15 protein-coding genes are annotated in these 16,907 nt (G+C 71.7%); 7 read left to right on the top strand and 8 right to left on the bottom strand.

Features of this window, described 5'->3' with window-relative positions:
• Positions 1 to 77: 77 nt before the first annotated feature.
• Together ABZT47_RS16540 and ABZT47_RS16535 are read right to left on the bottom strand one after the other, a co-directional pair.
• Positions 78 to 1,487 (bottom strand): NAD-dependent malic enzyme, encoded by a 1,410-nt coding sequence (locus ABZT47_RS16540; RefSeq protein WP_354841940.1) that lies wholly within the window; start codon positions 1,485 to 1,487, stop codon positions 78 to 80.
• 398 nt (positions 1,488 to 1,885) lie between these two features.
• Positions 1,886 to 2,845 carry a tetratricopeptide repeat protein gene (locus tag ABZT47_RS16535; protein ID WP_354841937.1) on the bottom strand — a complete coding sequence of 320 codons (960 nt, stop codon included), beginning with the start codon at positions 2,843 to 2,845 and terminating at the stop codon, positions 1,886 to 1,888.
• 171 nt (positions 2,846 to 3,016) lie between these two features.
• On the opposite strand from ABZT47_RS16535, the gene ABZT47_RS16530 reads away from it, so the two are divergent.
• Positions 3,017 to 4,738, top strand: coding sequence for a S8 family serine peptidase (locus tag ABZT47_RS16530; RefSeq protein ID WP_354841934.1), 1,722 nt, complete (start codon positions 3,017 to 3,019; stop codon positions 4,736 to 4,738).
• 100 nt (positions 4,739 to 4,838) lie between these two features.
• On the opposite strand, the gene ABZT47_RS16525 is transcribed toward ABZT47_RS16530, so the two are convergent.
• On the bottom strand, positions 4,839 to 5,459 hold the full coding sequence (locus ABZT47_RS16525) for a MarR family transcriptional regulator (RefSeq protein ID WP_354841931.1): 621 nt from the start codon (positions 5,457 to 5,459) through the stop codon (positions 4,839 to 4,841).
• Positions 5,460 to 5,861: 402 nt separating this feature from the next.
• Between ABZT47_RS16525 and ABZT47_RS16520 the strand changes: the two genes are divergently transcribed.
• Together ABZT47_RS16520 and ABZT47_RS16515 are read left to right on the top strand one after the other, a co-directional pair.
• On the top strand, positions 5,862 to 7,331 hold the full coding sequence (locus tag ABZT47_RS16520; protein ID WP_354841929.1) for a hypothetical protein: 1,470 nt from the start codon (positions 5,862 to 5,864) through the stop codon (positions 7,329 to 7,331).
• A 31-nt stretch (positions 7,332 to 7,362) separates the two neighbouring features.
• Positions 7,363 to 8,055: a DUF4230 domain-containing protein gene (locus ABZT47_RS16515; RefSeq protein WP_354841926.1), complete on the top strand. Its 693-nt coding sequence runs from the start codon at positions 7,363 to 7,365 to the stop codon at positions 8,053 to 8,055.
• A 36-nt stretch (positions 8,056 to 8,091) separates the two neighbouring features.
• Here the strand turns inward: ABZT47_RS16515 and ABZT47_RS16510 are convergent, their stop codons facing one another.
• Entirely contained in the window at positions 8,092 to 8,772 is a 681-nt protein-coding gene (locus ABZT47_RS16510; protein ID WP_354841924.1) for a response regulator transcription factor, read from the bottom strand.
• The gene (locus tag ABZT47_RS16505) at positions 8,769 to 10,040 is read right to left on the bottom strand and encodes a histidine kinase (protein WP_354841921.1); all 1,272 of its coding nucleotides are present in this window, start codon (positions 10,038 to 10,040) and stop codon (positions 8,769 to 8,771) included. Before ABZT47_RS16505 ends, ABZT47_RS16510 begins: the two co-directional genes overlap by 4 nt.
• 177 nt (positions 10,041 to 10,217) lie before the next feature.
• Between ABZT47_RS16505 and ABZT47_RS16500 the strand changes: the two genes are divergently transcribed.
• Positions 10,218 to 10,445: a hypothetical protein gene (locus ABZT47_RS16500; protein ID WP_354841918.1), complete on the top strand. Its 228-nt coding sequence runs from the start codon at positions 10,218 to 10,220 to the stop codon at positions 10,443 to 10,445.
• A 64-nt stretch (positions 10,446 to 10,509) separates the two neighbouring features.
• On the opposite strand, the gene ABZT47_RS16495 is transcribed toward ABZT47_RS16500, so the two are convergent.
• Positions 10,510 to 11,622 carry a CapA family protein gene (locus ABZT47_RS16495; protein WP_354841915.1) on the bottom strand — a complete coding sequence of 371 codons (1,113 nt, stop codon included), beginning with the start codon at positions 11,620 to 11,622 and terminating at the stop codon, positions 10,510 to 10,512.
• Positions 11,623 to 11,675: 53 nt separating this feature from the next.
• Positions 11,676 to 12,509 carry an alpha/beta hydrolase gene (locus ABZT47_RS16490; protein ID WP_354841912.1) on the bottom strand — a complete coding sequence of 278 codons (834 nt, stop codon included), beginning with the start codon at positions 12,507 to 12,509 and terminating at the stop codon, positions 11,676 to 11,678.
• Between the two features lie 109 nt (positions 12,510 to 12,618).
• Between ABZT47_RS16490 and ABZT47_RS16485 the strand changes: the two genes are divergently transcribed.
• Positions 12,619 to 13,098 (top strand): MarR family transcriptional regulator, encoded by a 480-nt coding sequence (locus ABZT47_RS16485; RefSeq protein WP_354841910.1) that lies wholly within the window; start codon positions 12,619 to 12,621, stop codon positions 13,096 to 13,098.
• A 313-nt stretch (positions 13,099 to 13,411) separates the two neighbouring features.
• Here the strand turns inward: ABZT47_RS16485 and ABZT47_RS16480 are convergent, their stop codons facing one another.
• Positions 13,412 to 14,602 (bottom strand): acetyl-CoA C-acetyltransferase, encoded by a 1,191-nt coding sequence (locus ABZT47_RS16480; RefSeq protein WP_354842366.1) that lies wholly within the window; start codon positions 14,600 to 14,602, stop codon positions 13,412 to 13,414.
• Positions 14,603 to 14,790: 188 nt separating this feature from the next.
• On the opposite strand from ABZT47_RS16480, the gene mce reads away from it, so the two are divergent.
• Together mce and ABZT47_RS16470 are read left to right on the top strand one after the other, a co-directional pair.
• Positions 14,791 to 15,219: a methylmalonyl-CoA epimerase gene (mce, locus tag ABZT47_RS16475; RefSeq protein ID WP_354841907.1), complete on the top strand. Its 429-nt coding sequence runs from the start codon at positions 14,791 to 14,793 to the stop codon at positions 15,217 to 15,219.
• Positions 15,220 to 15,494: 275 nt separating this feature from the next.
• Positions 15,495 to 16,787 carry a DivIVA domain-containing protein gene (locus ABZT47_RS16470; RefSeq protein ID WP_354841904.1) on the top strand — a complete coding sequence of 431 codons (1,293 nt, stop codon included), beginning with the start codon at positions 15,495 to 15,497 and terminating at the stop codon, positions 16,785 to 16,787.
• Positions 16,788 to 16,907: the final 120 nt, after the last annotated feature.

Here is a 16,907-nt window from a genome sequence, read left to right as displayed (position 1 = left end):
GGCCTACGCCCTCACGTCAGGGTGACGGCCCACGCCTTCACAACGCCACGGGCGCGGGTCGGTGTGAGTCCGCGGCGTCACGCCTCGGTGAAGCCTCGTGCCCGGCCGCCGGCCGACTCGCGGACGGCCGCGGCGACCGCGGTGGCGACATCGGGGTGGAACACGCTCGGAATGATGTAGTTCGGGCCGAGCTCCTCCACCGCCACGACGTTGGCCAGGGCGTTGGCCGCCGCCAGCAGCATGCCCTCGGTGACCATGCGCGACTGCGCGTCCAGCAGGCCGCGGAACACGCCCGGGAAGGCCAGCACGTTGTTGATCTGGTTCGGGTAGTCCGAGCGGCCGGTGGCCACGACGGCCGCATGCTCGCGGGCGTCGTCCGGCGAGACCTCCGGCTCGGGGTTGGCCAGGGCGAACACCACGGCGCGGTCGGCCATGGCGGCGATGTCGTCGCCGGTCAGGATGCCCGGCGCCGAGACCCCGATGAAGACGTCGGCGCCCTTGACCGCCCCGCGCAGGTCGCCCGCGTACCCCTCGGCGTTGGTGTTCTCGGCGATCCACCGCAGCGACGCGTCCAGGTCGTCGCGGCCCTGGTGCACGGCCCCGAGGTAGTCGCAGACGACGACGTTGCGCGCGCCCGCGGCCATCAGCAGGCGCAGCACGGCCGTGCCCGCCGCCCCCGCGCCCGCCATCGCGATCTTCACGTCCGGCAGCGACTTGCCGACGACGCGCAGCGCGTTCGTGAGCGCGGCCAGCACGCAGATGGCGGTGCCGTGCTGGTCGTCGTGGAAGACCGGGATGTCCAGCAGGTCGCGCAACCGCCGCTCCACCTCGAAGCAGCGCGGCGCCGAGATGTCCTCCAGGTTGATGCCGCCGAACCCGGGGGCGATGGCCTGGACCACTTCGACGATCTTGTCGACGTCCTGGGTGTCCAGGCAGATGGGCCAGGCGTCGATGCCCGCGAACCGCTTGAACAGGGCCGCCTTGCCCTCCATGACCGGCAGCGCCGCCGCCGGCCCGATGTTGCCCAGGCCCAGCACTGCCGAGCCGTCGGTGACCACCGCGACGGTGTTGCGCTTGATGGTCAGGCGGCGGGCGTCCTCGGGGTTGCGGGCGATGGCGAGCGACACCCGTGCCACGCCCGGCGTGTAGGCCATCGACAGCTCGTCGCGGTTGCGCAGCGGCACCTTCGACTGCATCTCGATCTTGCCGCCGAGGTGCATGAGGAACGTGCGGTCGCTGACCTTGTGGATGACGACGCCCTCGACGGCGTCCAGGCTGTCGACGATCGTCTGCGCGTGGTCGGTGTCCTTGGCCGCGCAGGTCACGTCGATGCGCAGCTTCTCGTGACCGGCGTTGGTCACGTCAAGGGCGGTCACCACGCCGCCGGCGGTCTCCACGGCATGGGTGAGCTGACTGACGGCCTTACCGCCCGCCGGGACCTCAAGACGGACGGTGATGGAGTACGACACGCTCGGCACGGTGGCCACGTCGATCCGCTCCTTTGCGGGTGTGGTGGTCGCGCTCGCTCGGGTGCCGCTGTTGGTGCATCCCGGCTCGCCTGCTCCCCTTCCGGGACATCCATCGTGCCAGACCCGAGCAGGTTGTTCCGCCTCATGCTGTGCTTCTTTGCCTCGCTGCGCTCGGCGGGCTCGGGGCGCCTTTGAGGCGGCGCTGTTCGTCGTCGTTCACGAGCACTCGTACCTCGCACTCGCTCTCTCCTCCTCACAGCACCGCCGCGCCCCGAGCTGTGCTTCTTTGCCTCGCTGCGCTCGGCGGGCTCGGGGCGCCTTTGAGGCGGCGCCCCGAGCGGGGCCTTGGGGCCGATCCGCGGGAAATGGCTTGACGGGCCTGGGAGGGGTCGGGGTGCCTTGAGGGGGGCGAGGGGTCAGAAGAGGGCGCTGGCGAGGCTGCGGCGGGCTTTGGCGACGGAGGGGTCGCTCGCGGGGAGGGCGTCGAACAGGCCGAGGAGGTGGCGGCGGACGCGGTCGCGGTCGTCGCCCGAGGTGCGGCGGACGGTCTGGACCAGCCGCTCGAAGGCCTCGTCGACCTGGCCACTGAGCATCTCGATGTCGGCCGCCTGGTTCTGGACCTCGACGTCGGACGGGTTCTCGGCGGCCCGCCGGAGGACCGCGCCGGCGTCCAGGTCCTGCGTGCGGCGGACCAGCCCCACGCCGGCCAGGCCGATCTTGGCGTCCGGGTCGGCCGGCGAGCGGGCGAGCAGCCGCTCGTAGGCCGCCGCCGCCGCGTCGAGGTCACCCTCTTCGATGGCCTTCTCGGCCGCGAGCAGGTCGGGGTCGGTCTGCGGCTGGGGCTCCGCGCCCTGCTCGTCCTGAGGGGCGTCCGGGGTGGGCGGGAGGTACTGGGCGAGCGCCTGCATGAGCTGGTCGAGCCACTGGCGCACCTGCGCCTCGGGCAGCGCGCCCTGGAAGCCGGTCACCGCCTGGCCCTGGAAGACGGCCAGGACGGTGGGGATGCTCTGCACCTGGAGCGCGCCGCTGATCTGGGGGCTGGCGTCGACGTCCACCTTGGCCAGCACCCAGCGGCCGGCGGCCTCGGCGGCCAGCTTCTCAAGGATCGGGCTGAGCTGCTTGCACGGCTCGCACCAGGTGGCCCACAGGTCGAGGATGACCGGGGTGCGCATGGAGCGCTCGATGACGTCGGTGGCGAAGGTCTCGTCGGTGACGTCGATGACCGTGCCGGCCGCCGGCGCCGCGGGGGCGCCTCCCGCGGCGGCCTGTTGCGCCGCCGCCTCGCGACGGGCCTGGGCTTCGAGCGCCTGCTTGCGCGCACCGAGATCCACGGCCCCCTGCAACGAAGCCGGTCGAGTGAAGTCCGCTGGGCTCATACGTCCAATCCTGCCGCATCCGGCGTGTGCTCATGGTCGGCGGGCGCACCCCTCGGAAGACTCGGCCCTGTTATGTCACGCCTTTATCGCGAATTCGCACGGATCTGTCATAAATCACGGATATCCCGAACGATGGCTCTCGGCATGAATTCAGCTCACTTGGAGGTGGGTGTGAGACGCGTCATCGTCGTTTCCGCCGCAGCAGCCGTGATCGCCGCGACCCTGGCGTTCCCGGCGCAGGCCGTCCGAACGACGGCCGAACCCGCGACGGCGACCCAGTACGTCGTCCTGTACAAGGAAGGCGTCGCGCCGGCGGACGCCCAGAAGGCCGTCGAGGCCGCGGGCGGCAGCGTGGTCAAGGTGAACCAGGCCGTGGGCCTGGCCACGGTCACGACCACGAACGCCGGCTTCGTCTCCGCGGTGACGAGCTCCGCCGCGATCGAGGGCGTGGCCCGCGACCGCGCCGTCGGCAGCGTTCCCAAGACCGCCGCCAGGACCGCCCTCACCGGGCGGGCGGCCAAGGACGCCAAGGCCGTCGAGAAGGAGGGCCGCGGCGGCGGGCCGTTCAAGCACGGCCATGCGGTGAAGGCCGAGCCGCTCTCGGACCTGCAGTGGGACATGAAGCAGATCCACGCCGAAGAGGCGCACAAGTACGAGCAGGGCGACCCCAAGGTCCTGGTCGGCGTGCTCGACACGGGAATCGACGGCTCCCACCCCGACATCGCCCCGAACTTCGACAAGGCGCTGAGCCGCAACTTCACCGTCGACGTCCCCGCCGACGCCAACGGCGAGCCGATCGACGGCCCCTGTGAGGACGAGCCCGACAAGTCCTGCAACGACCCCAACGACGTGGACGAGGACGGACACGGCACGCACGTGGCCTCCTCGATCGCCTCGCCGATCAACAAGCTGGGCATCGCGGGCGTGGCCCCCAAGGTCACGCTGGTGAACCTGCGCGCGGGCCAGGACTCCGGCTACTTCTTCCTGCAGCCCACCGTGGACGCCCTGACGTACGCGGGCGACATCGGCGTCGACGTGGTCAACATGAGCTACTACATCGACCCGTGGCTGTTCAACTGCGTCGACAACCCGGCCGACTCGCCCTCCGACCAGATGGAGCAGGCGACGATCATCAAGGCCACCCAGCGGGCCCTGGACTACGCCCACCGGCGCGGCGTGACGCTGATCTCCGCGGCCGGCAACCAGGCCAGCGACTACACCAAGACGTTCGTCGACGCCACCAGCCCGGACTTCGCCGACGTGCCCGGCGAGGCGCCCCGCACCCGCACCATCCCCCCGAGCTGCGTCTCGATGCCGAGCGAGGGCCAGCACGTGATCTCGGTGTCCTCCACCGGCATCAGCAAGCGCAAGGCGTACTACTCCGACCACGGCAACGGGTACATCGACGTGGCCTCCCCCGGCGGCGACGTCTACGACACCCCGGACAACACCCGCGACATCACCAAGGCGACGCTGTCGGCCTATCCCAAGTCGCTCGCCGTGGCCAACGGTGAGATCGACGCCGACGGGAACCCGACCGTGAACTACGTCGTCAAGGACTGCGCCGGCGCCACCTGCGCGTACTACCAGTACCTGCAGGGCACCTCGATGGCCTCGCCCCGCGCGGTCGGGGTCGCGGCGCTGATCGTCAGCAAGTACGGCCACCGGGACTTCCGCAACGGCGGCAAGACCCTCTCGCCCGACCTGGTCGAGAGCATCCTGAAGGCGACCGCCACCAAGACGGCCTGCCCGAACCCGCCCGCCTACACCTACACCCGCATCCTGCCGACCGGCAGCACGGTGACCGCCACTCACGTGTGCGAGGGCACCACGGCGTCCAACGGCTTCTACGGCAAGGGCATCGTCGACGCCCTGCGCGCCGTCGGCCGCTAGAGCCGGAACCAGAACCAGCGCTGGAGCTGGAGCGCCGCGCCCGTAGATCGCCCCCCGCCATGGGGCCGCACGGGTGACGGCACGCCCGGCGTCAGCCGGTTCACAGGGGCCCGTCCTTCGGGGCGGGCCCCTTCGCGTCGCCGCCGCGGCGCGCCGGTCCGGCACCGGACCGCTCCGGCACCAGCACCTCGTCCTCCTCCTCGAAGGCGGGGAAGTCGCCGGCGGCCACGCGCATGGTGCGCAGCAGGCCGAAGATCTCGGTCTTCTCGCCGTCGCCGTACATCGTCATGCAGAAGTCGGCGCCCATCAGATCGGCGGTCGCCCGCTCGACCACCTCGCGTCCCTTGGCCGTGATCTCGGCCAGGACGCCGCGGCCGTCCTTGGGGTTGCGCATGCGGCGGACCAGCCCCGCGCGCTCGAGCCGGTCGATGGTGTTGGTCACGCTCGTCGGGTGGACCATGAGCCGCTCGCCGATGCGCGACAGCGACAGCGCGCCGGTCCTGCTGAAGGTGAGCAGGACCAGCGCCTCGTAGCGCGCGAAGGTCAAGTCGTGCGGCCTGAGCAGCGTGTCCAGTTGCCCGATGAGGATCTGGTGCGCTCTCATGATCGATGTGACGGCGGCCATGGCGGAGGACGGCCCGAAACGGACGCGCCAGGTCTCAGCGGCACGCTCGATGGGGTCGAACGGCAGGTTAAGCGGCTTCGGTACACCGATGGACACAACGCTACGCTAGCGCCTGTCGCCGCCATTGACGCAGGGTCACTGAGTTCCATCGCATACCCAAGAACCGGGACGCCAAACATCACGCTCCGTTATGGTGTGCATGTCAAGAGGTGAGGCGCGGCAAAGCCCGACCCAAAGCAAGGGGAAAAGCCGCGCCGTACGACGCGAGGCGCGGCTACGCGATCCCCGCGGGTGTGCGGCGTGGCGAGCAGGGTCGGGTACCGGGTGCCAAGGGGCCGGCACCGGTGCCGAAACGCGCCGCTCATCCAGGCACGGGGGTTTTTCAAATGAAGAGCATGTGCGCGACGGCACGGGCCGCGCGGCCGGGTCTCCGGCCCGCGCGGGGCCGTGCTTGAGCAAAGGGGCGTTTCGCGCGAAGAGCTGAAGCACAGCGCGCTGGTGGCGGTAGGGATGCTGCTCGCGCTGGGCCTGCTCGCGGCGTGGAGCGTCCTTGTACCGGGCATTTCCGCATGGGAGAACATCGTCGTCGCGGTCATCGGGTCGCTCCGGCTGACCGGGCCGGTGGCCGCCGCGTTCGCCGCGTGGGTCGCCGTGCGCAAGCGCCGCGCCGCCCGCGGCCGGCTGCCGGGCGGCTGGCGGGTGCTGCGCGCGCCGCTGGCGGTGCTGGCGGTCGTGGTGGGCGCGTTCGGCGCCACCGTCACCATGCTCGCCATGAAGGCCGTCCTCACCGAGCAGGCCGGCCACCTGGCGCCGAGCGGCCTCGCCGTGGGCGCCGCAGGTCTCGCGCTGTACGCGGTGATCGGCTGGGTCACGGGCTGGGCCGCGCCCTGGGCGCTCGCCCCGTTCGCGGCGGGCGTCGGCAGCTACGCGTTGTTCGCGTCGCTGTCGGCGGGGTCGGGCTGGATCGTCAAGCTCGCGCCCGCCACGCCCGAGCCGTACGACCCGTTCGAGGGGCTGAGCCGCGCGGCGTTCGCCGACCAGTCATTGTGGCTGCTCGGGCTGACCACCGCCCTGCTGCTCATCTGGACCACCGTTGTGACCCGCAGGGCGCTCGCACTGGCCTTCGCGCTGCTGGCGGTGCTCGCGGCGGGCACGGGCATGGCACGGGTCCTCGGCGAGCCGCAGGCCGTCGCCGCCACCGAGACGATGGTCTACAGCTGCCAGGAGTGGCCGATCACGGTGTGCGTCCACCCCGGCATGCGCAGCGGCCTGACCGAGCTGGGAGCCGCCTTCACCACGATCGCCGCCCGGCTCACCGGCACGCCCGCCGCCTTCTCCCGGGTCGAGCAGCGGCCGCGTGACGACGTCCGCCCGGCCCCCGGGGGCGCGGCCGGCGCGGTCGCCATCCATGTGGACGACCTCACCCCCGGCTACGCGTCAAGGGCCGCCGCGGAGTTCGTCGAGCGCCTGGCCCCGCGGTGCGGCGAGGCCCGCGCCGACGGCTACCGGGCCATCGTGAGCGCCTGGCTGCGCGGCGAGCCGCTGCCGAGCGGGCCGCTGCCGGGCCATCAAGCGGCCGCCGCGTGGTTCTCCGCGCTCAGCGAGAGTCAGCGCCGCGATTGGTTGCGCATGTTCTACACCGACTTCGCCACCTGCCGGCTGAAGGCGTCGCACTTCGGCGGCGGCGGGGTGGCCGTCGCGGGCGGTGGCGGCACGCCGGCCGTTCCCGGCAGGGGCGGCAGAGACGGCGGCGACGGCGGGGCGGCGACGCGGCGGATGTCACGCGGCGGGGACGCCACTCCGCCCGCCGGGCCGGCCGGCGCCACGCTCTACTCCGACCGGTCGCCGGTCCCCGGCTCGCCGTACCCGACCATGCCCGGCCCTTCCACGTCCGGTCCTTCCTCGTCCAGTCCTTCCTCGTCCGGTCCTGCTTCGCCCGCACGGACGTCGGTGGCCTCGGCAAGGTGAGAAACCTCGCATCCCGGGAAGGAGAACGGCCGTGAACCGCCAGACGTCGACCCCCCGGACGGCCGCCGAGGCGGCGGAACCGGCACCACGCCGATCCCGCCGCGGCTGGCGCATCCTGGCAGGGGTTCTCACCGTGCTCGTGCTGCTGACCGTGGGCGCCAAGCTGACCTGGTCGTACCTCAACCCGTTCGGGGAGACCACCATCGACCGCAGCCAGCCGGTGCTGCTGCAGTCGATCCAGAACATGAGCCGATTCCAGTCCGCCACCGGCAACTTCCAGGTCATCGTGGACCTGGAGAAGGACGCGCCGTTCCTGCCGGACGCCGTCAAAGGATCGCGCACGCTGTTCGTCGGCGCGGGCGGGGTGAACGCCTACGTCGACTTCTCGCGCCTGCCCAAGGACGCGATCACCGTCTCCGCCGACCGCACCGAGGTCACCGTGCGCATCCCGCACGCGCAACTGGAGAAGCCGAACCTGGACAACAAGAAGTCCTACGTCTACGCCCAGCAGCGTGGGCTGCTCGACCGCGTGCAGGAGATGCTCTCCAACTCCCCCCAGAACCAGCAGGAGCTGTACGTCCTGGCCGAGCAGAAGATCGCCGAGGCCGCTCAGGCCAGCGACCTGCGCAACCGCGCCGATCAGAACACCAAGCTCATGCTGGAGGGCATGCTGAAGTCGTTGGGCTTCACCAAGGTCACCGTCGCCTACACCGACGAGCCCTGACCCGGCCGCCACACGCCGAAGGCCGCGGCATGGGTCTCACTCCTCGTCCAGCAGCCCCGCGTCGTGGACGAGGAGCGCGATCTGGACGCGGTTGTTCAGGCCCAGCTTGGTGAGAATGCCGGAGACGTGGGTCTTGACCGTCGGGACGCCGAGGTAGAGCGCGGCGGCGATCTCCGCGTTGGAGCTCCCCTGGCCGACTCCGAGGGCGACCTGGCGTTCACGGTCGTTCAGCGACGTCAGGCGCTCCCTGGCCTGGGCACGCCGCCGGTCGTGGCCCGATTCGGCCACCCGGGCGATGAGGCGCCGGGTCACCCCGGGCGACAGCACCGGGCGCCCCTGCGCCACCTGGCGCACGGCGGCCACGATCTCGGCGGGCGGAGTGTCCTTCAGCAGGAAGCCCGCGGCCCCGGCACGCAGTGCGGCGAGCACGTGGTCGTCGGCGTCGAAGGTGGTCAGGACGATGACCTCCGGCGCCATGGGCCGGGCCCGCAGCGCCCTGGTGGCGGCCAGCCCGTCCATCACCGGCATGCGAATGTCCATCAGCACCACCGCGGGAGCGTGCCGGTCGACCAGGGGCATCACCTGCGCGCCGTCACCGGCCTGGCCGACGACGGCGATGTCGGGGGCGCCGCCCAGCATCATCACCAGCCCGGCCCGTACCAAGGGATCGTCGTCGGCGATGAGCACGCGCACCGGGGACGACTCGATCGAGGTCATGGCGGCCACGGTAACCAGGCCCACAGCCGCCAGTCACCTCCGGTGGCCCGGTGCCCCAGCGGCCGGTCACCGTCGGCGGCAGGTCCTTCGGCGGCGGGCCCCTCGACGGCGAGTCCTCCGGCGGCGGGCCCATGCTCAAGCCGCCCGTCGCCTCCGGGGGCGGGCCCGTGCTCCAGCCGTCCGTCCGCCAGGGCGACCCGCTCCGCCAGCCCCACCAGCCCCTGTCCCGCTCCTGACGGGGCCGGTCGCGCGGACGGCGCCGGAAGGGCGTTGCGGATCTCCACCTCCAGCCCGCGTCCGGGCGCGCCGTGCACCCGGACGCGCACCTCGGCGCCCACCGCGTGCTTGCGGGCATTGGTGAGGCCCTCCTGGACGATGCGGTAGGCGGTGCGCCCCGCGCGGTCGGGGGCCGGGCCCGGCAGCTCCTCGGTGAACTTCACCCGCATCCCGGCCAGGCGCGACTCGGCGACGAGGTCGCGCACGTCGGCCAGGCCCAGGGGGGCCAGCTCACCGACGGGGGCGCGCAGTACGCCGATGACCTCGCGCAGGTCCTGGAGCGCCTGGTGGGCGCTCTCGCGGATGACCTTGGCCGCCCTGGCGACGTCGTCGGGGGACGCGCCCGGGTGGTATTCCAGGGCGCCGGCGTGGACGCTCAGCAGCGACAGCCGGTGGCCGAGCACGTCATGGATCTCCCGCGCGATCGCCTCGCGCGCCTGGTGCTGGGCCTGCAGGGCGCGCAGGTGGGCCTCGGTCTCGGCGCGGACGGCGCGGTCGCGCAGCGACAGCACCAGGCTGCGCCGCTGGTGAATGAACAGTCCCCAGCCCACCACCGCGCCCTGGATGGCCAGCCCCAGCACGAACAGCAGCGGGAAGGGCAGGTCGGGCTCGGGACGCAGGAACGTGTAGATGAGGGCGGACACCAGACTGAGGGCGAAGACGCCGCCGGAGACGCGCGGAGGCCGGTGGACGGCGACGGTGAACAGCGCCACCAGCATCGCGCCCGCGACCATCTCCGACCACGCCGACAGGACGACCAGCACCAGCGCCAGCTCCACCGGCCATCGGCGGCGCAGCCACAGCGAGGCACAGCTCATCGCGCCGATGACCTGGTCGAGAGTGAACAGCCACGCCGGTGAGGGCATGACCGCGTCGAGGCGCTCGGCCATGGTCAGCAGGCCGAAGCCCGCCGCCAGCAGGAAGACGGCGATGTCCACGAGGGCGTCGCGGACGGGCCGCCGTGGCGCGGAGGCGATGGCTGATCGGTTCATCTGCCGCGAGCCTACGACCGGACCCTGCGCACCGCCCATCCCCGCGAACCGGGCGATACGGAAGTCAGCGGGGACGAGACTTTCGCCGGAGAGAGCACCGAGGCCGGATACGGCGGTCCGGGACGGCGATCCGCATGGCCGTTACGGGGCGGGCCGGCGGCTCCATAGCTTTCCGTCATGCGCAACAACATCGAGGTGGCCGGGCTGGTGCTGGCGGCCGAGGGCATCAGCGGGGCCATCGACCGGGTGGCCGTGCAGCCCTTCATGGCGATCTTCCTGAACTTCTTCAACCGCGTGGTGGTCCCCCGCATCGGCTTCCTGACCGGCTACGAGCTGTACGCCAACCTGGCGCTGGCCGCGCTCGGGATCATGGTCGTCATCGCCGCAGCTCCCCGCTCACCGTGAGCGCTCCGCACGCTGGAGGCCATGCACGATCAGGCGAGCGCGCGGCACGGGAGGCGAGGCAGGCCTATCGGGGGTGGAGGGTGAGGGTGCCGTCCGGGGTGTGGGCCACGGCGGCGCCGAAGGCGTGGCTCTCCTGATCGAGGACGGCCCTGAGCCACTCGGCGTCCTGGTCGCAGGCGCGGTCGAGACGCAGGCGGCGAGCCCGCATGGGGATCATGGTGAGGCCGAGCAGGCTTCCGGTGTCCGCGTCCAGCGACGCGAAGTACAGCAGTCTCAGGTCGTCCCGGTAGCGCTCGTAGCCGGCGATGCCCTCGTAGTCGTCGATGAGGTCGCCGCAGCCGTACAGGACGAGCCGGTCCCGGTACACCTCCACCGGGCGGGGGTGGTGTGAGGAGTGCCCATGGACGACGTCCACGCCCGCGTCCACCAGCGCGTGCGCGAAGCGCCGCTGCGCCGGGGGAACGTGGTAGCCCCAGTTGGAACCCCAGTGCAGCGACACGACCACGAGGTCACCGGGGCCCTTGGCCCGGCGCACCCGGCCGGCGATCTCCGCCGTGCCGATGTGCGCCGGCTCGGGGACCAGGTCGACGCCTGAGCGGTCGGCGGTCGCCGCCCAGCTCGCGGGAACGCCGCTGGACTCCATTCCGCAGGAGAAGACCAGCACCCGTCCGCCTCCGTCCGGAGTGAGCACCACGGGCCGCCGTGCCTCGCGGATCTCCCGCCCGGCCCCGGCGGCGCGGAACCCCGCGCCGGTCAGGGCGTCCAGCGTCTCGGCGAGGCCTCGGCGGCCGAAGTCCATCACATGGTTGTTGGCCAGCGCGCAGACGTCGGGACGGGCGACGGCGAGACAGGAAAGGTTGGCGGGATTCATCCGGTAGTGGACGGCCTTGCCGGGCCAGAAGTCATCGCTGCGTGTGACGCTGGTCTCCAGGTTCACGATGCGAACGCCGGGCGACGACTCCTCAAGGACCGCCAGGGCGTCGCCCCACGGCCAGCGGTCGCCGGCGGGGCGGGGAACCGGGCCGTTGACCGCCTCGGCCAGCCCGACGTAGTCGCGCGCGTCCCGGACGGACGCCTCCCGCAGCGCCGGATCACCGGGGTGGTCCAGGATCTGGTCGACGCCCCGGCCGAGCATCACGTCACCGCAGAGGAACAACGTCAAAGATCGACGTCGCATGTCTTCCATGCTATCCGCGCCGCGTGAAGGACTCGGCTCCCGCTGGGAACGGGTCAGCTCTTGAGGAAGGCCAGCAGGGCCTCGGTGACCTCGTCGGCGTGGGTCCACAGCAGGCCGTGCGGGGCGCCCTCGATCTCCACGTAGGTGGCCTGCGGCAGCAGCCGGCGGAAGGGCCGGGCCGTGGCGTCGATGGGCAGGATGCGGTCGGCGGTGCCGTGCAGGATCAGGGTGGGCACGTCGATCTTGGCGATGTCGGCGCGGAAGTCGGTGAGCCAGGTGGGCACGCAGGCCGACGAGGCGTACGCCGACGCGCCGGCGGCGACGTTCCAGCTCGCCTTGAGCGCGGCCTCGCTCAGCCGGGTGCCGAGGTTCTCGTCGGTGTTGTAGAAGTCGGCGTAGAAGGCATCGAAGTAGGCGTATCGGTCGGCGGTCACGGCGGCGAGGATGCCGTCGAAGACCGACTTGTCGACGCCGGTCGGGTTGTCGTCGGTCTTGAGCAGGAACGGCTCGAGCGAGGCCAGGAAGGCGGCCTTGCTCACCCGCGTGGAGCCGTAGGTGCCGAGGTAGCGGCCGACCTCGCCGGTGCCCATCGAGAAGCCGACGAGCACGGCGTCGTCCAGGTCGAGCTCACTGAGCACGATGTCCAGGTCGGCGGCGAAGGTGTCGTAGTCGTAGCCGGTGGTGGGCTGACTGGACCTGCCGAAGCCGCGGCGGTCGTAGGTGATGACGCGGTAGCCCGCCTTGAGCAGCGCCGCGGTCTGCTTCTCCCAGGAGTGCCCGTCGAGGGGGTACCCGTGGATGAGCACGACCGGCTGCCCGGAGCCGTGGTCTTCGTAGTAGAGCTGGATCGGGGTCGAGTTCTCGTTGCCCACGGTGATGTACGCCATGACGCTTCCTTCGGGGTAGATGCTGTTCCATTCGCCTGTCATCGCATCGTACACGATTACCTCGCGCACGAGATAATCGGGAACGCCGGGCCTGGCGTAAACTGCTTCCATGACACCAGGCACACCGGGCCCGGCACCGGCCGACACCGCGCCGGGCGCCCTGTCGGAGCTGCTGTGCTTCGACCTCTACGCGGCCTCGCGCAGCCTCACCGCCGTCTACCGCCCGCTGCTGGAGCCCCTAGGACTCACCTACCCGCAATATCTGGTGATGGTCGTCCTCTGGCAGCACGACGGCAGCACCATCCGCGACATCGTCGACCAGCTCCAGCTCGACTACAACACCGTCTCGCCGCTGCTCAAGCGCCTGGAGTCGCGGGGCCTGCTCACCCGGCGGCGCCGGGCCGACGACGAGCGCACGGTGGAGCTCGCGCTCACCGACGAGGGCCGCGCCCTGGGGGCCGCGGTCCGCCACATCCCGGCCGCCATCGGCGAGGCCGTGGGCATCGACGCCGCCACCATCGCCGTCCTTCAGCGCACCCTGCGCCAAGTCACGGCCTCGGCGAGCGCGTACGCCGCCCGCAAGGCCTGACGCCCCCAGCCGAGGAGGTCACTCCCGGCCGTCGCGGCCGGGGCCGCCCACGCCGCGTGCGCCGGAGCGCGAACACGGACACGCGGAAACACGGCGAGGACGGGCCCGGCGCGGCATCCCACGCGCAATGCGCGCGCACCCGCGAGACTTGACTCCCATATTCACTGCGCCCGGCAAGACACCTTAAAGATGGCTCATCTCTCAAGCGGCCGGGGCATCGAGAACCGCCGAAACCTCGAGCGGCGACGGGACGGACGGCCCACGCCTGCCCGGGCCGCCGATCGACGTCCGCGTCCGCCGCGTCCGCGGGAGGTCAGGAGGAGGCGGGGACGGTGATGATCAGCGCGTCGCCCTGGCCGCCGCCGCCGCACAGGCCGGCCGCGCCCGTGCCGCCGCCGCGACGGCGCAGCTCGTGGGCGAGGGCCAGCACGATGCGCGCGCCCGATGCGCCGATGGGGTGGCCCAGCGCGATGCCGCCGCCGTTGACGTTCACTTTGTCCTCGGCCACGCCGAGCTCCTTGGACGACTGGAGCACGACCGCCGCGAACGCCTCGTTGATCTCGATGAGGTCGAGGTCGTCCACGGTCAGCCCCTGCTTGCCCAGGGCGTGGCGGATGGCGTTGGCCGGCTGCGACTGCAGGGAGTTGTCGGGGCCGGCGACGTTGCCGTGCGCGCCGATCTCGGCCAGCCAGGTCAGGCCCAGCTCCTCGGCCTTGGCCCGGGACATCACCACGACCGCGCAGGCGCCGTCGGAGATCTGGGACGCCGAGCCGGCCGTGATCGTGCCGTCCTTGGTGAACGCGGGCCGCAGCCGCGCCAGTGTCTCCACGGTGGTGTCGCCGCGCACGCCCTCGTCGGCGGAGACGACCAGGGGGTCGCCCTTGCGCTGGGGCAGGGTCACCGGGACGATCTCGTCGTCGAACGTGCCGTCCTTGGCGGCGGCCGCCGCGAGCTGGTGGGAGCGCGCCGAGAAGGCGTCCTGCTCCTCGCGCCCGATGCCGAGGCGGGTGTTGTGCCGCTCGGTGGACTCCCCCATCGACACCTGGTCGAAGACATCCCTGAGCCCGTCGAACGCCATCGCGTCGACGATGTCGGCCCCGCCGTACTTGACGCCCTTGCGCAGGCCGGGGAGCAGGTGCGGGGCGTTGGTCATCGACTCCATGCCGCCGGCCACCACGATGTCGAACTCGCCGGCCCGGATGAGCTGGTCGGCCAGCGCGATGGCGTCCAGGCCGGACAGGCACACCTTGTTGATCGTCAGTGACGGCACGCTCATCGGGATGCCGGCCTTCACCGCCGCCTGGCGCGAGGGGATCTGGCCGGCCCCCGCCTGCAGCACCTGGCCCATGATCACATACTGGACCTGCTCGGGCGCCACGCCGGAACGCTCCAGGGCCGCCTTGATCGCCAGGCCGCCCAGCTCGACGGCGGACAGGCCGGACAGGGAACCGAGCAGGCGGCCGATGGGCGTGCGGGCCCCCGCGACGATGACCGATCGCGACATGCCGGGCGGGGTGGCGGGAGAACTGGACACCAGGGCCTCCATGATGGGGTCTTCGGCGACTTTGCCACCATACCTACGACGCACCACCCGCCCCCAAGGCAGGTCTCTCGGAGCGCGCGCCGCGCGGCTCGCGAGAGACCCGCCGGGCATTCCGGCTTTCGCGGCCGGTCACGGACGGAGGACACGCAATGCTGCTGAGAATCGACCACGTGGGCATAGCCTGCGAGAATCTCGAGGAGAAGATCGCGTTCTACGAGTCGGCCTTCGGCGTGACCGTGGTCGCCCGGGAGGTCAACGAGGAGCAGGGGGTGAAAGAGGCCATGTTGCACGTGGCGGACGGCGAGGGCGGGGGGTCCTACATCCAGCTGCTCGAACCGCTGCACGCCGGGACGCCGGTCGGCAAGTTCCTGGCCAAGCGGGGTGAGGGCATCCATCATGTCGCCTATGGTGTGAGCGATGTCACGGCCGCACTGGAGGCCATCGGCGCCACGGGGGTGCGTTTGATCGACCTGCACCCGCGGCACGGCGCAATGGGCACGTCAATCGCGTTTCTTCATCCGAAAGATGTGGGAGGAGTCTTGACAGAGCTGGTCGAGTCCCCTCCTCGTCCGTCCTAGCTGACGAAACTTAACAATGGCTTATTCGTAACAAGTAGCGCAGAAAGTCGGACGGGACCTCCAATTCGGCAACACCGGAGTACGCTGGCCTACCATCCGGTACGTGGACCCGCCGTGGACGGGCGAGCCGGGCACGAGGACATCAGGGGCGAGCGGCAGCGCGCCCTTGCGAGCGAGTGCCTGGGCGCGCGCGCCCGCCGGCACCGGCCCCCGCATCGGATGTCCGCCCCCCGTCCGGCCCGTGTAGCCGTCTCGACAACCCAGGATCGAGCCTCATGCAGTCCGACATCGACGCCCAGCTGAACAATTTCTTTGAAGACGCCCCCACGCGGGAATTCGACGTGGTTCTCCGTGGCTACGACCGGCACCAGGTTCACGACCACCTCAAGCAGCTCGACACCGACCTGCGGCAGACTCGTGAGCAGCTCTCCGCCTTGCAACGGGAGCTGTCCGACTCCCAGCGGCAGCTGCAGGAGCAGGAGCGCCCGACCTACTCCGGTCTCGGCGCCCGCATCGAGCAGTTGCTGCGTCTCGCGGAGGAGCAGGCCACCGAGCTCGTCCAGGCCGCGCGGGCCGAGGCCAACGAGATCAAGGCCGCGGCGAAGGTGGACGCGGCGGACGTCCGGGCGGCGGCCGAGCACGAGGCCGCCGAGAAGCGCGCGCTGGCCACCCGTGAGACCGACGAGATGCGCACCATGGCCGAGCGGGAGGCCGAGGAGATCCGCTCGACCGCCAAGCGCGAGGCCGACGAGCTCACCTCGACCACCGAGCGCGAGGTCTCCAAGCTCCGCGCCACGGCCGACCACGAGGTCGCCGAGAAGCGCGCGGACGCCGAGCGCGAGATCGCCAAGCTGCGCACCACCACCGAGCGCGAGGTCGCCCAGCTGCGCGCCTCCACCAAGCGCGAGCGCGACGAGGTGCTCACCACGGCCAAGCGCCAGGCCGACGAGATGCGGGCGCAGGCCCAGCGCGTCCTGGAGGAGTCCGAGGCCAAGCGCGCCCAGGACGAGGCCGAGTTCGAGATCCAGCTCGCCGCCCGCCGCGAGGAGGCCGAGCGGCTGGAGGCCGAGCGTCACGCCACCGCCCAGGCCAACACCCAGAAGATGGTGGCCGAGGCCGAGCAGCGGGCCGCCACCGCCGAGCAGCGCGCCAGCAAGGCCACCCAGCAGGCCGAGCAGACCCGCCGCGAGGCCGACACCCACGCCAAGCAGCTGCTCGCCAACGCGCGCAAGAACGCCGACCAGATGGTCTCCGACGCCAAGGCCAGCGCCGACTCCATCGTGTCTGAGGCCAAGTCCGAGGCCGAGCGCAACCGGACCGTCGCCCAGCGCCAGGTGGACGAGCTGACCCGCCAGCGCGACAGCATCACCAGCCACCTCGCCCAGCTCCGCCAGCTCCTCGGCGGCGCCGCCCTGCCGGGCATGGACGAGGCCCCGGCGGTCGCGGCCCCCGCGCCCAAGCCGGCGCTGGCGGCCACGCCTTCCGTGAGCGAGAAGCCGAGCCCGGCCCCCGCTCCTCAGCGCGCCGCGGCCCCGGCCGAGGACGACTCCGAGTGGTGGCAGGAGTAACCAGCCCACCTGGCCGAGACCGGCGGTTCGGGTAAGGCGCCCGAGTCCGCCGAGCGGGGCGAGGCCGGCGAAGGGGATGCAGGACGGTGCAGGAGAGCCTGGCGATCACGGGTCGCTAGG

It is taken from the genome of Sphaerisporangium sp. NPDC005289 (assembly GCF_040607455.1).
Lineage (GTDB): Bacteria > Actinomycetota > Actinomycetes > Streptosporangiales > Streptosporangiaceae > Sphaerisporangium > Sphaerisporangium rhizosphaerae.
Note: the sequence above shows the minus strand (reverse complement) of the source record. Positions and strands in the feature narration are given on the sequence as shown.